At 66.6% G+C, this 14,274-nt stretch carries 12 protein-coding genes; 8 read left to right on the top strand and 4 right to left on the bottom strand.

The features are described from left to right. Window positions 1–175 precede the first annotated feature (175 nt). From EO170_RS11830 to glpK, 7 genes are all read left to right on the top strand, one after another. Window positions 176–1,252 (top strand): aromatic ring-hydroxylating dioxygenase subunit alpha, encoded by a 1,077-nt coding sequence (locus EO170_RS11830; protein WP_104583851.1) that lies wholly within the window; start codon window positions 176–178, stop codon window positions 1,250–1,252. Window positions 1,253–1,274: 22 nt separating this feature from the next. Further along, window positions 1,275–2,078: a GntR family transcriptional regulator gene (locus tag EO170_RS11835; RefSeq protein ID WP_104650581.1), complete on the top strand. Its 804-nt coding sequence runs from the start codon at window positions 1,275–1,277 to the stop codon at window positions 2,076–2,078. Then, window positions 2,071–3,054, top strand: a complete 984-nt coding sequence (locus EO170_RS11840) for a PDR/VanB family oxidoreductase (protein ID WP_104583853.1) — start codon at window positions 2,071–2,073, stop codon at window positions 3,052–3,054. Before EO170_RS11835 ends, EO170_RS11840 begins: the two co-directional genes overlap by 8 nt. A 55-nt stretch (window positions 3,055–3,109) precedes the next feature. Then, entirely contained in the window at window positions 3,110–3,937 is an 828-nt protein-coding gene (locus tag EO170_RS11845; RefSeq protein WP_104650580.1) for a DeoR family transcriptional regulator, read from the top strand. Between the two features lie 223 nt (window positions 3,938–4,160). Further along, window positions 4,161–5,675, top strand: a complete 1,515-nt coding sequence (gene glpD, locus EO170_RS11850) for a glycerol-3-phosphate dehydrogenase (RefSeq protein ID WP_126945096.1) — start codon at window positions 4,161–4,163, stop codon at window positions 5,673–5,675. A gap of 179 nt (window positions 5,676–5,854) precedes the next feature. After that, window positions 5,855–6,676 carry an MIP/aquaporin family protein gene (locus tag EO170_RS11855; protein WP_104650579.1) on the top strand — a complete coding sequence of 274 codons (822 nt, stop codon included), beginning with the start codon at window positions 5,855–5,857 and terminating at the stop codon, window positions 6,674–6,676. 133 nt (window positions 6,677–6,809) lie between these two features. Next, window positions 6,810–8,309: a glycerol kinase GlpK gene (glpK, locus tag EO170_RS11860; RefSeq protein WP_104583856.1), complete on the top strand. Its 1,500-nt coding sequence runs from the start codon at window positions 6,810–6,812 to the stop codon at window positions 8,307–8,309. A 130-nt stretch (window positions 8,310–8,439) separates the two neighbouring features. Here the strand turns inward: glpK and EO170_RS11865 are convergent, their stop codons facing one another. Both EO170_RS11865 and pobA read right to left on the bottom strand, forming a co-directional pair. Next, on the bottom strand, window positions 8,440–8,952 hold the full coding sequence (locus EO170_RS11865) for a nuclear transport factor 2 family protein (RefSeq protein WP_104583857.1): 513 nt from the start codon (window positions 8,950–8,952) through the stop codon (window positions 8,440–8,442). Between the two features lie 257 nt (window positions 8,953–9,209). Further along, window positions 9,210–10,394: a 4-hydroxybenzoate 3-monooxygenase gene (gene pobA, locus EO170_RS11870; protein WP_126945099.1), complete on the bottom strand. Its 1,185-nt coding sequence runs from the start codon at window positions 10,392–10,394 to the stop codon at window positions 9,210–9,212. Between the two features lie 98 nt (window positions 10,395–10,492). Between pobA and EO170_RS11875 the strand changes: the two genes are divergently transcribed. After that, window positions 10,493–11,389 carry a helix-turn-helix domain-containing protein gene (locus EO170_RS11875; RefSeq protein WP_126945102.1) on the top strand — a complete coding sequence of 299 codons (897 nt, stop codon included), beginning with the start codon at window positions 10,493–10,495 and terminating at the stop codon, window positions 11,387–11,389. Window positions 11,390–11,970: 581 nt separating this feature from the next. Here the strand turns inward: EO170_RS11875 and EO170_RS11880 are convergent. After that, on the bottom strand, window positions 11,971–13,452 hold the full coding sequence (locus EO170_RS11880; protein ID WP_104650575.1) for a benzaldehyde dehydrogenase: 1,482 nt from the start codon (window positions 13,450–13,452) through the stop codon (window positions 11,971–11,973). 28 nt (window positions 13,453–13,480) lie between these two features. Further along, the gene (locus EO170_RS11885) at window positions 13,481–14,248 is read right to left on the bottom strand and encodes a coniferyl-alcohol dehydrogenase (RefSeq protein WP_126945105.1); all 768 of its coding nucleotides are present in this window, start codon (window positions 14,246–14,248) and stop codon (window positions 13,481–13,483) included. Window positions 14,249–14,274 lie beyond the last annotated feature (26 nt).

Below are 14,274 nucleotides of genomic sequence, written 5' to 3' on the forward strand. Positions count from 1 at the left end.
TTCGATAATCGCACAATTTCGCTGCGCGACTGACGCTCCAACATTGTCTCCGGTGTATACATAACTTCGCTTGCAAGCAGACGCCAGCGCTGGCATGGGCGTCAACTGGTTGCCAGCCGGCGCCCCACTGCCGATCCGCACCCCAGGTTGTATACAAACCCCAGGAGTCACGGTCATGTCCCAGTCCAAGCAGCTGTTTCCCCTCAACGCGTGGTATGCCGTCGCCTGGGACCACGAGATCAAGCACGCACTGACCCCGCGCAAGGTCTGCAACCTGGATGTGGTGGTCTACCGCAGCACCGCCGGGGCGGTGATCGCGCTCGAAGATGCGTGCTGGCATCGCCTGGTGCCGCTGTCGATGGGCAAGCTGCGCGGCGACGATGTGGTGTGCGGGTATCACGGGCTGGTCTACAACAGCCAGGGCCGCTGCGTGCACATGCCCTCGCAGGAGACCATCAATCCCTCCGCATGCGTGCGCAGTTTTCCGGTGGCCGAGAAGCATCGCTATGTGTGGATCTGGCCGGGTGACCCGGCGCAGGCCGACACCCGCCTGATTCCCGACCTGCACTGGGCGCACGACCCAGCCTGGGCCGGCGATGGCCGCACCATCTACGCCAAGTGCGACTACCGGCTGGTGCTGGACAACCTGATGGACCTGACCCACGAGACCTTCGTGCATGGCTCCAGCATCGGCCAGGACGAGATCGCCGAAGCACCGTTCGAGGTGATGCATGGCGACCGCTCGGTGGTGGTGTCGCGCTGGATGCGCAATATCGACGCGCCACCGTTCTGGGCCAGCCAGATCGCGCGCCATCTGGATTACCGCGGCAAGGTCGACCGTTGGCAGATCATCCGCTTCGAAGCGCCCGGCACCATCGCCATCGATGTCGGCGTGGCCATCGCCGGCACCGGCGCGCCGGAGGGCGACCGCAGCCAGGGCGTCAACGGCTACGTGCTCAATACCATCACGCCCGAAACCGACACCACCTGCCACTACTTCTGGGCGTTCATGCGCAACTACGCGCTGCACGATCAATCCCTGACCACGCTCACCCGTGCAGGCGTCACCGGCGTGTTCGGCGAGGACGAGGCAGTGCTGGAAGCGCAGCAACGCGCCATCGACGCGCATCCGGATCACACCTTCTACAACCTCAACGTCGATGCCGGCGGGATGTGGGCACGCCGCGTGATCGACCGACTGATCGCCCAGGAACAGCGCGCGCAGGAACTGTCGCTGCGCATGGTGGGCTGAGGCAGCGCGCCGGGAGCTCCGTATGTCGCCCACCACCCCGTTTCGCAGCAGTGCCGCGCAGACCACGCGCGCGCTGCTGTCGCTACGCGAACTGATCCTCGACGGCACCCTGCCCGCCGGAACGCGCCTGTCCGAGCTGGCGGTGGTGCAGCGGCTGGGCATGTCGCGCACCCCGGTACGCGCGGCATTGCAGCGGCTGTGCGAGGAAGGCCTGGCCAGCGCACTGCCGGGCGGCGGCTATGCGGTGCAGGCCTTCAGCGAACGCGACGTGCACGATGCGATCGAGCTGCGCGGCACGCTCGAAGGCCTGGCCGCGCGCATCGCGGCCGAACGCGGCGCATCGGCCGCGGCGCTGGCCCAGGCACGCCAGTTGCTGGACACGCTCGACGGCATCGTCGGCCCGCCGCTGCAGGCCATCGACTTCAGCGCGTACGTGCAGGCCAATGCGCAGTTCCACGCGCTGCTGGTGGCCATGGCCGGCAGCGATGTGCTGGGCCGCGAACTCACCCGCGTGCTGCAGCTGCCGTTCGCCTCGCCCAACAGCCTGGTCATGGCGCAGACCACCAGCACCGAGGCGCGGCTGATCCTGACCCTGGCGCAGGACCAGCACCGCGAAATCATCGCCGCCATCGAGGACCGCCAGGGCGCGCGTGCCGAAGCGCTGATGCGCGAACACGCACGGCTGGCCCATCGCAATCTGCGTCACGTGCTGCAGACCCCGGCGGCGATCACCCGGGTGCGCGGTGGTGCATTGATCGGCCGCGCCCATCCCGCCACCGCTGGCAGCAGCCAGCCCGCCCTTCTGCCTGGAGTTCCCCATGCGTAAAGACACCCAGTGGCACCGCGCCCATGTCGTCAGCATCGCCGATGCCTGCGAGGGCGTGCGCGAGATCGTGCTCGACCCGGGCACCGCGGCACGCGGCTTCGAGGTCGGCAGCCATCTGGATTTTCGCCTGCAGCTGCATGGCCGCGCCGACGTGCGCTCGTACTCGCTGGTGGGCGAGCCGCGTGCCGACGGCTACTACCAGATCGCGGTACGGCAGATGCCCGACAGCCGCGGCGGCTCGCGGCACATGTGGACGCTGCAGCCCGGCGATGTGGTGGAGATCTCCCCGCCCAGCAACAACTTCGCGCTGGATGAAGGCGGCGAGGAGATCCTGCTGATCGCCGGCGGGATCGGCATCACCCCGATCATCGGCATGGCGCAGCGGCTGGCGCGCCGCCACCGCGCGTTCCGCCTGCTCTATGTCGGACGTACGCGCCGTGCAATGGCCTATGTCGACGAACTGGAAGCGCTGCTCGGCGAGCGCCTGCAACTGCACTGCGACGACGATGCCGGCCGGCCGGAGCTTGCTGCCGAGCTGGCGCGGCTGTCGCCCGCTGCCGAGGTGTATGTGTGCGGCCCGCTCGGCATGCTCGAAGCGGTGCGCCAGCACTGGCACGCGGCCGGGCGTTCGCGCGCGCGGCTGCATTTCGAGACCTTCGGCAACAGCGGGCGGGTGCCGGCGCAGGCCTTCGTGGTCAAGCTGCCCGGGCTCGGGCTGGAAGTGCCGGTGGCCGAGAACGAATCGATGCTGGATGCGCTGGCCGACGCCGGGGTGGAGCTGATCGCCGAATGCCGGCGTGGCGAATGCGGGCTGTGCGCGGTCGAGGTGCTGGACAGCGCGGCCGATATCGATCACCGCGATGTGTTCTTCAGCGACGAACAACGCCGCGAGAATCGCAAGCTGTGCGCCTGCGTCTCGCGCGCGGTGGGTGGCAGCATCACCATCGATACCGGCTACCGGGGCGAGCTGGGCTGAGCGCGGCCGTCGACACGCCGACGCTCACGCGGCGCGTGTTTGCATCCTCACGCGCATGCGCGATCATCTGCGCATGGAGTCGACTCACTACAGGACGGTCCCGGCGCCGGCACTCAACCCGCGCCAGGAACAATTGGTGGCATTGGTGCGGCAGCAGGGCTTTGCCGAGGTGGAAGGGCTGGCGACGCGCTTCGAGGTGACGCCGCAGACCATCCGGCGCGACCTGACCCTGCTGTGCGATGCCGGCGTGCTGCGCCGCTATCACGGTGGCGTCAGCATGCCCTCGAGCGTGGAAAACCTGGCCTACACCGCGCGCAAGGCGCTGCAGGCGCGCGAGAAACAGCACATCGCCGCACAGGTCGCCCGCTTCATCCCCGACGATGCCTCGCTGTTCATCAACCTGGGCACCACCAACGAAGAGGTCGCGCGCGCCTTGCTGCAGCACCGCGGCCTGCGCGTGATCACCAACAACCTCAATGTGGCGGTGATGCTCAGCGCCAATCCCAGCTTCGAGGTGATCGTGGCCGGCGGCGTGGTGCGCGGGCGCGACCAGGGCGTGACCGGCGAGGCGACGGTGGAGCTGATCCGGCAGTTCAAGGTGGACTTCGGGGTGATCGGCATTTCCGGCATCGACCTGGATGGCACCTTGCTGGACTTCGACTACCAGGAAGTACGCGTGGCCCAGGCCATCATCGAACACTCGCGGCAGGTGTTGCTGGCCGCCGACCACAGCAAGTTCGGCCGCAACGCCATGGTGCGACTGGGCGCAATCGCCCAGGTGCACGACTGGTTCACCGACCGGCCGCCGCCGCAGGAGCTGGCCGCCGTGCTGGCCGAGGCCGGTACCCGCGTGCATCTGGCCGCACCCGGCAACGCCGGCTGAGCCGATTGTTCGTTTGTGTGCGTTTGCGCAATGCACACCCCGATTGAATCGCCCGATCGATCCACCCTGACGATCGGATTTGAGTTCCCGATAGGCTCAAACATTGCAAAGTTGCCCGCAGCCCGGGCGTCGCAGCTCTTCACGTTCCAAAAAGGTTTGATGTTCGAATATGTTCGAACATGACAACTTGGGTTCGCTCCTGCGCGCCCGGACGGAGACACCGATGGGCGAGACATACGATCTTCTGGTGATAGGCGGCGGCATCAACGGGGTCGGCATCGCCCGCGATGCGGCCGGGCGTGGCCTGTCGGTGTGCCTGTGCGAGCAGGACGACCTGGCCGCGCATACCAGCAGCGCCAGCACCAAGCTCATTCACGGCGGCCTGCGTTACCTGGAGCAGTACGAGTTCGCACTGGTCGGCAAGGCGCTGGCCGAGCGCGAAGTGCTGCTGCGGCTGGCCCCGCACATCATCTGGCCGCTGCGCTTCCTGCTGCCGCATCAACCGCATCTGCGCCCGGCCTGGATGATTCGCGCCGGCCTGTTCCTGTACGACCATCTTGGCGGCAGCAAGCGCAGCCTGCCGCGCTCGCGCCGGCTGTCGCTGCGCACGCACCCGGTCGGCCAGCCGCTGCAGGAATCGCTGCGCACCGGCTTTGTCTATTCCGATGCCTGGGTGCAGGACGCGCGGCTGGTGGTGCTCAATGCGATGGACGCCGCCAGGCGCGGTGCCCAGATCCGCACGCGCACGCGCTGTGTCGGTGCCTGGCGCGATGCGGGCTTCTGGTACGCCGAACTGGAAGACCGCGACGGCCGCCGCCGCACCGTGCAGGCGCGCGCGCTCGCCAATGCGGCCGGGCCGTGGGCGGTGTCGTTCCTGGACAAGGTGGCCGCGGTGCCGCACAAGCACGCACTGCGGCTGGTCAAGGGCAGCCATATCGTGGTGCCAAAACTGTTCGACCACGACCATGCGTACATCTTCCAGCAACCGGATCGGCGCATCGTGTTCGCCATTCCGTACGAGCACGACTTCACCCTGATCGGCACCACCGATGTGGATTATCAGGCCGACCCCGCCGCACCCAGCATCGATGCGGCCGAGGTGCAGTACCTGTGCGAGGCGGTGAACCTGTATTTCCAGCAGCAGATCAGCCCCACCGATGTGGTGTGGAGCTATAGCGGCGTGCGCCCGCTGCTCGACGATGCCGAAGACAACGCCGCCGAAGTCACCCGCGATTACCAGCTGGAAGTGCTCACCGACGGCGCACCATTGCTCAACGTCTTTGGCGGCAAGCTGACCACCTATCGCAAGCTGGCCGAAGAAGCGGTCGACCGCCTGACCCAGGCGCTGGGTGCACGCAAGCCGGCGTGGACCGCGCGCGGCGATGCATTGCCCGGCGGCGAACAGCGCGATATCGCCAGCCTGCTCGAACGCGTGCGCACGGCACGCCCGTGGCTGCCGGCACCCACCGCGCAGCGGCTGGTGCGCAACTACGGCACCTGCGCGGAGCAGTTGCTGGGCGATGCGCAGGATATCGCGGCATTGGGCACGCACTTCGGTGCCGATTTGTACCAGGCCGAGGTGGACTACCTGTGCGCCCACGAGTGGGCCGTGACCGCCGACGACATCCTGTGGCGCCGCAGCAAACTCGGTCTGCGCATCGACGCGGCCGGGCGCGCGCGCCTGGAAGCGTACCTGCAGACGCAATCGGTCCGGCAAGCGGATGCCGTGCCGGCCTGATCGAACCGCGTTGCCGGCGAGGACGGGTCGTTCGGCAACGTATCCTGGCGCATTCGCCGGCATCATCCTGAGTCACGTGGAGGGCACCCCCAGATGAGCATTACCCAGCACCCCTGCGCGCCAACGCGCGCATCGCACCACCCTGCCTGCGTCATCGCTATCGGCACGGGGTCGCGCGCATGAGCCGCCAACTGGTGGGTGAGTTGATTTCCGAAGCGGTGGCGATGTTCATCATCATCGCGCTCGGCGATTCGGTCGCGGCCATGTACGTTCTCTACGATCCCAGCCCGTACCAGAACGCCTATTGGGGCGTCTGCATCGCCTGGGGCCTGGCGGTGACGCTGGCGATCTATGTCACCGGCTCGGTGTCCGGCACGCATGCCAATCCGGCAGTGACGCTGGCGCTGGCATTGTTCCGCGGGTTCTCCTGGAAGAAGGTGCTGCCGTACTGGGGCGCGCAGGTGATCGGTGCGTTCCTGGGCGCGGCCATCGTCTACCAGTTGTATGGCCCGGTGATCGACCACTACAACCAGGTGCAGCAGCTCACCCGCGAAGCCGGTGGCGCCGCCGGAGTGTTCTTCACCGCCCCCGGCCTTGCGGTCACGCCGATGCATGCGCTGGTCGACCAGATCATCATCACCGCGTTCCTGATCTTCGGCATCTTCGCCATCACCGAGCAGTTCAACGAAGCTGCGCCGACCGCCAATTCCGGCGCGCTGATGATCGGCCTACTGGTGGCCACGCTGGGCGCATCGATGGGCTATCTGGAAGCCTGGGCGATGAATCCGGCGCGCGACTTCGGCCCGCGCCTGTTCGCCTATCTTGCCGGTTGGGGCGAAGCCGCCTTGCCGGCCAAGGACAACTACTGGTGGATCCCCATCGTCGGCCCGTTGATCGGCGGCCCGATCGGCGCGCTTGCCTACCAGTGGCTGATCCTGCCGTTCCTGCCGGCACGCGTGCGCCATCTGCAAGGCGGCAAAGCGCCGCTCGATCCGCGCTGACTGCGCTGCTGCACGACTGACAGCACCGCGCCGCTGTGGAGCAGGCCCCGGTTTCATTGGCCTCTCGAACAGCGGCGTGCATTGCCCACTTTCTCGCCGTGCGCCAGCGCCGGCATTGTTCGAGGAATCTCCGATGGAAAAGCAATACGTCCTTGCGATCGATCAAGGCACCACCAGCTCGCGCGCGATGCTGTTCGATCGCAACGGCAAGGTGGCCGGCGTGGCGCAGCGCGAGTTCGGCCAGATCTTTCCGCAGCCGGGCTGGGTGGAACACAACCCGCGCGAGATCATGACCAGCGTCTACACCACGATCACCGAGCTGCTCAACAATGCGCAGATCGATGCGCGCTCGATCGCCGGCATCGGCATCACCAACCAGCGCGAGACCGCGGTGGTGTGGGACAAAGCCACCGGCCAGCCGATCTACAACGCCATCGTCTGGCAATCGCGGCAGACCAAGGACATCTGTACGCAACTCAAGGAGGCCGGGCACGAGCAGATGGTGCGCGACAAGACCGGCCTGCTGATCGATGCGTATTTTTCCGGCACCAAGGTCAAATGGATCCTCGATCACGTCGACGGCGCCCGCGAACGCGCGCGCAACGGCGAACTGGCCTTCGGCACCATCGACAGCTGGCTGATCTGGAATCTCACCGGCGGCAAGGTGCACGTCACCGACTACACCAATGCCTCGCGCACCTTGATGTACAACATCCACACGCTGGAGTGGGATGCCGAGCTGCTGGCCATGCTCGACGTGCCGAAGGAGATGCTGCCGGAGGTGCGCTCGTCCAGCGAAATCTACGGCATGACCCAGACCCAGTATTTCTATGGCGAGCAGGTGCCGATCGCGGGCATCGCCGGCGACCAGCAGGCGGCGTTGTTCGGCCAGGCCTGCTTCGAACCGGGCATGGCCAAGAACACCTACGGCACCGGTTGCTTTGCGCTGATGAACACCGGCGACAAGGCGGTCGCGTCCAAGGCCGGCCTGTTGACCACGATTGCCTGGGGCATCGACGGCAAGGTCGAATATGCGCTGGAAGGCTCGATCTTCGTCGCAGGGTCGGTGGTGCAATGGCTGCGCGACGGCCTGCGCATGCTCGGCAAGGCCAGCGACTCGCAGGCCTATGCCGAACGCGCCGGCGACAACGACGGGGTCTATCTGGTGCCGGCCTTCGTCGGCCTGGGCGCGCCGTACTGGCGCAGTGATATCCGCGGCGCGGTGTTCGGGCTGACCCGCGGCACCACCAAGGAACATTTCGTGCGCGCGGCGGTGGAATCGATGGCGTACCAGACCCGCGACGTGTTGACCGCGATGCAGGCCGATTCGGGCATCGAACTGAAGGAACTGCGCGCCGACGGCGGCGCAATCGCCAACGATTTCATGGCGCAGTTCCAGAGCGACATGCTCAACGTGCCGGTGCTGCGCCCGGAAGTGGCCGAAACCACTGCGCTCGGCGCGGCCTATCTGGCCGGCTTGGCAACCGGGTTCTGGAGCAGCCGCGAAGAGATCGCCAAGCAGTGGGCAGTGGATCGCCGCTTCGAGCCGACCATGGCCGAGGACAAGCGCGAACAACTGTATGCCGGCTGGCAGCAGGCGGTGGAAGCGACGATGGGCTTCCGTATCAGCTGACCGTTGCCATCGAGACGACAACGCCCGCCATCAGGCGGGCGTTGTCGTTTTCGTCAACCACGTGCATGGTTGTTACGCCCTGCACGGATCACGCAGAGCTGCACACTGCAGCCCTGCAACGCAGCAGCGATTACTGCCCGCCGGTATTGGCGCGGCCGGCAATGGTGTCCGGATCCCAGTGCTCCTTGATCAGGCCCTTTTCGATGCGGAACATGTCGAACCAGGTGGTGGTGTAGGTCTTGCTCGGATCGCGCGGATCCGGCAGCGTGCGCACCGACACCAGCGTGACCAGGTCACGGTCGGCGGTGATGGCCACCAGCGGCAGCTGCACGCGTTCCTGCACCGGTGTCGGCGGCACGAACGCGGTCAGGAACGCGATGAAGGCATCGCGGCCGTTCGCCACGTTCGGGTTGTGCTGGATGTAGTTCTTGTCCATGTATTTCGGCGCTTCCTGCACCTGCCCGGCCTCGAACACGATGCGCCAGAAGTCGTAAACCAGCCGCTTGTTGACAGTCTCGGGCCAGGTGGAGCCGAGCAGCATCTTCTGGTGGTTGGGATTTTCGGTCACCGCGGTCTGCGCGAACGCAGCCACCGGCGCTACCAGCATGACCAGTAGCAAGGCGCGGGAGAACAGCTTATTCATGGAAGACTCCTTATGTGGAGACGGGCGCTACGCTGGCTGGAACGCCAGCATGGTGCGCCGCTGATTGGGGGAATGACGCGCCTTGGCAGACAGGGTTTCTACGCGTCGCCACCAGCCTAACGGCCGCGTCTGCTCGCCCGCTAGCCGCCCTGGAGTGCACCAGGGCACTTCCGGCATTGGTGGTAATCCGACGGTAACCACTGCAGCCGAATTCTCAGGCGCACACGAGGGATCTCCGGCAGCGGTCATGGCCACACTTACTCCGGCAGTTCCACCAGTGGCAGGCCGGCATAGTTTTCAGCCACCGTCGCGCGCCCTGCCTCGCTGCCCAGCAGATACTCCAGTTCCGCGGCATGAATGCGTGCGGTGAACGCGTCCTGGTCGGCGAAGGTATGCAGCAAGGTGGTCATCCACCATGAAAACCGTTCGGCCTTCCAGACGCGTTGCAGCGCCAGCGCCGAGTACTGTTGCAGCACCTCGGCATCGCCACGCGCGTTCCAGCGCTCGAACAATTGCGCAAGCAGGCCGACATCGGCCAGCGCCAGATTCAAGCCCTTGGCGCCGGTGGGCGGCACGATATGCGCCGCATCGCCGGCCAGGAACAGGCGCCCGCACTGCATCGGCTCGGCGACGAAGCTACGCAACGGCGCAATGCTCTTTTCGATCGATGGCCCGGTGATCAATTGCGCAGCCAGCGTCTCGGGCAACCGCGCACGCAATGCATCCCAGAACGCCTGGTCGCTCCATGCCTCTACCCGCGCATCGGCCGGTACCTGTACGTAGTAGCGCGAACGCGTCGGCGAGCGCATCGAACACAACGCGAAGCCGCGCGGGTGCTGCGCGTAGACCAACTCGTCGTGGACCGGCGGGGTGTCGGCAAGCACGCCAAGCCACCCGAACGGATACACCCGCTCGAACAGGCGCAGTCGCTCGGGCGGAATGCTGGCGCGGCTGATGCCATGGAAGCCGTCGCAGCCGACGATGTAGTCGCAGTCGATGCGCTGGCGCCGTCCGTCATGGGTGAACTCCGCCGCGGGTGCGTCGCCATCCACCCCGCACAACGTCACGTCCTGCGCGCTGTAATACGTCGGCGCAGCGCTGCGTGCACGTGCCTGCATCAGATCGGCAGTGACCTCGGTCTGGCCGTAGACGGTGACGCTGCGTCCGCAACCGCGCAGCAGGTCGATGCGCTCCCGGCGGCCATCCAGCGACAGTTCGAAGCCGTGATGCGGCAGGCCCTCGCGCTGCACGCGTTCGCCAACCCCTGCCCGCTGCAACAGCGCCACACTGCCCTGTTCCAGCACGCCGGCACGAATCCGTCCCAGCACGTGGTCCGGCGTCTGCCGCTCGATCACCACGGTGTCGATGCCGGCCCGTAGCAACAGCTCGCCCAGCAACAGGCCGGATGGGCCGGCGCCGATGATCGCGATTTGGGTGCGCATGCAATGCTCCTGCCCCAGCTGACGGATGCAGGCCAGTGTGGGTAGCCAAGCGCGTGCAGTGAAGGGATGATTGCGCGCAGTGCTTGGACTTTTCGACGATGCCCAGACGCGCGCACGCCATTGCTGCAGCCACCGCGGTGCCCGCCTTCGGCCTGTACGGCGAGCAGCACGCCGACACGCCCGAGTTGTTGCATTGGGAGTCGATTGCCGCACGCAGCCGGCTACATGACTGGCACATCGCTCCGCACCGGCACGAGGACCTGGCACAGTTGCTGTACGTGCAACGCGGGCCGGCGACGCTGCAGCTGGATGGCCGCAGCCAGCGCGTGCGTGACGCGCGCGTGATCTGGCTGCCGCCGCTGTGCGTGCATGGCTTCGGGTTCGATCCGCGGGTGCGCGGCCACATCATCACCTTGTGCATGCCGCTGGTGCGCGACGCCTTGGGTGCTGCACCGCTGTTGCAGGCTGCCCTGACCATCCCGCAGGTCCTGCGCGCACAGCGCGCACGCGGGCTGCTCGACGTGCTGTTCGCCAGCATTGCCGACGACCATGCCTGCCGACGCGTCGGCCATGAGGCCGCATTGCACGCCGCCACAGCGCAGTTGTTGATCTGGACCGCCCGCACGGCGCTGGAACACGCGCAGGATGCCGCTGCGGTGAGTCCGTATGCCGACCCGGCACTACGCCATCTCCGCGGCTATCAGGCCTTGATCGACCAGTACTACCGTGCGCATTGGCCGGTCTCCCGCTATGCCCAGCAATTGGGCCTGACGCCGGGCCATCTCAATGCGTTGTGCCAGCGACTGGCCGGCGCCTCGGCACTGCAATTACTGCAGCGCCGCATCATGCTCGAAGCCCGCCGCAGCCTGCGCTACACCAGCCTGAGCGTGCAGCAGATCGCCGCGGACCTTGGATTTTTCGACGCTGCGTATTTCAGCCGCTATTTCGTACGTCACGCCGGCTGTTCGCCGACGCGCTTTCGCGCTGGCGATTAAGAGCGACCGATCCGTGGGCTGGTTGCAGGGTTTTCAACAAAGTAACCAGCGGACTGTCCGGTGCGGTGTCCTCGCTGATTGCCGGACCGTGTGGCGGCATGGATGCCGCCACCGAGCCTCCGGGGAAGGATTCACGGCGTGTCCCGCAAGCGGTGAGGGCAGCGCGCACTCGATGCTGTCAGTTTGCTGCAGGGCCCTTGCCCGCCCACCATCGCAGGACACGCCGCAAGTACGTCCTTGTAGGCTCCGGCGCGGCATCCATGCCGCTCAGGGTCCCGCGACGGCAAGCGGGCGAGGACCAGTCCAGATGGTCGGTGTGCATGGTAAGAGCAGTGCTGGACGCGCCTTGTTAAACCATGAAGCATCGGCTCCATGTCTGATACACCGCAGTGCAGACAGCTTTTCGAACCAGTGCCGGCCAACTGTCTGGTGCGGTGTCCTCGCCGGTTGCGGGACCGTGTGGCGGCATGGATGCCGCCACCGAGCCCCCAAGGACGGGTTCACGGCGTGTCCCGCAAGCGGTGAGGGCACCGTGCCCTCGACGCTGCGAGTTTTGCTGAAGGGCCCTTGCCCCACGCCGGTCAGAACGGGTATTGCGGCACTTCGTTCTTGATCGTCAGCCACTGCCAGTGGGTGTACTGCTCCCAGTCGGCCGGCCCGCCGACACTGGTGCCGTTGCCGGAGGCACCGGTACCGCCGAAGGGGTTGATGACTTCGTCGGACACGGTCTGATCGTTGATGTGCAACAGGCCGGTATGGAGCTTGTCGCCCAGGTTCATCGCGCGCGACACCGATGCCGACAGGATGCCGGCGGCCAGGCCGTACTCGCCATGGTTGGCCAGTTCCGCGGCTTCTTCGTCGGTGTCGAACACGGTGATGTTGATCACCGGCCCGAAGACTTCCTCGTCGAATGCACGCATTCCCGGACGCACGTTGGACAGCACCGTCGGCGCATAGAACAGGCCTTCGTTGCTGGCACCGGCTTCCACCACCGCACCGGCGGCAACGCTGTCGTCCACGATATCGATCACACGCTGCAGCTGGCGCTGGTCGATGATCGGGCCCAGGGCCACGGTGCCGCTGACCGGATCGCCAACCGGCAGATGCCTGGCCTTTTCAGCCAGCCGCTGGGTCAACGCATCGGCAATGCCACGCTGGACCAGCACGCGGCCGGTGGCCATGCAGATCTGCCCTTGATGCATGTAGGCGCCGAACGCCACGGCAGAGGCCGCCCTGTCCAGATCGGCGTCGTCGAGCACGATCACCGCGTTGTTGCCGCCCAGCTCCAGCGACACCTTCTTCAGGTGCCGGCCCGCGATCTCGCCGATGCGTCGCCCGGCAGCGGTGGAGCCGGTAAAGGCAATCATCGGGACATCCGGCGATTCGACCAGCGCCTGGCCGATGGCGGCATCGCCGTGCAGCACGTGCAACAAACCCTTCGGCAGGCCCGCTTCCTCCAGCACCTGCGCGATGACCACCCCGCCGGTGTACGGCGTGCGCGGGTCGGGCTTGAGCACCACCGCATTGCCCATTGCCAGCGCCGGAGCTACCGACCGCAGCGACAGGATCAACGGGAAATTGAACGGGGAAATCACCGCGATCACGCCCAGCGGCAGATGCCGGGCCAGGCTGAGCTGGCCGGCGCCGGTGGGCAGCACCTGGCCGACGGCCTGCAGCGGCAGCGCCGCCGCCTGCTGATAGAACACCACCGACTCGTTCACTTCGCGCTGGGCCTTGGGCAGGATGCCGCCGGTCTCGCGCGCGATCAGCAGCGCCGCTTCCGCACTGCGTGCTTCCATCAGCTGCGCGGCACGGTGAAACACGGCAGCGCGCTCACGCGGCGTCGTGGCTGCCCAGGCACGTTGCGCTTTTTTCGCCAGCGCCACGGCAGCGGCGACATCGGCCAGATCGGCCTTGCCGACTTCGTGCAGCAGCTTGCCGGTGGCCGGTTCGATGATCTGCGCGGTGCCGCCGTTGCCGGGCACCCAGTCGCCATTGAAGATACAGCCATGCCACGCCGGGACGGACGACGCGGCAATCGCGGTGTTGGGGAGAGCGTTCATGGTCTAGCCTCCTGCTGAGGGGGTGGTGTTACAGGGTGGTGGACGCCAGCCCGCCATCGACCGGCAAGGTGATGCCGTTGATCCAGCGCGCAGCATCGGAGGCGAGAAACACGATGGCCTCTGCCACCTCGTCGGCGTACGCCGGACGCGTCATGCGCTTGGCGTCTTCCTTGACGCGCTCCTCGCCGAGCATGGTGACGAAATCGCCGAGAATCGGCGTAAACACCGGTCCGGGCGCGACGTTGTTGACGCGCACGCCATGCTCGGCGAACCAGGTCCGCGACTGCAGCAGGGTCCATACGATCAGCGCTTCCTTGAAGTACTGGTAGCAGGTGTCGTGGCTCACCGGATGCGCCTGCAACCACGCAGTGCCGGACGTAAAGCTGTCGGTGGCGGCCAGCTGCTTGTGCAGCTCCAGGCGTTGCGGCCATTCGGCGCCCAGGATGGAGGCCACGTTGATGATGGAACCGCCAGCCGTCATGCGCGGCAGCAGCGCCTGGCTCAAATGGCGCAGACCCAGGTAGTTGACGCGCGCCACGACCTCCAGCGGTGCGGTGCCGGGAACGCCGGCCACGTTGGCCAGCGCGTCGATGCGCTCCGGCAAGGCCTGCACCAGCGCATCGATGGACGCCGGATCGCCAAGATCGGCCTGGTGGAACCCGTGCAGCGACATCTGCACCGGCGTGCGATCGACGCCGATCACCCTGGCGCCATGGAAACGGGCCAGGCGCGCCACTTCGGCACCAATGCCCGATGCCACGCCGGTGACCACGATCGTCTTGTTCTGCAAATTCATTGCCACTCTCCGAAGAGGCCGGCCGT

Origin of the sequence: Xanthomonas sp. BRIP62409 (genome assembly GCF_003992965.1) — a bacterium.
GTDB lineage: Bacteria > Pseudomonadota > Gammaproteobacteria > Xanthomonadales > Xanthomonadaceae > Xanthomonas > Xanthomonas euroxanthea.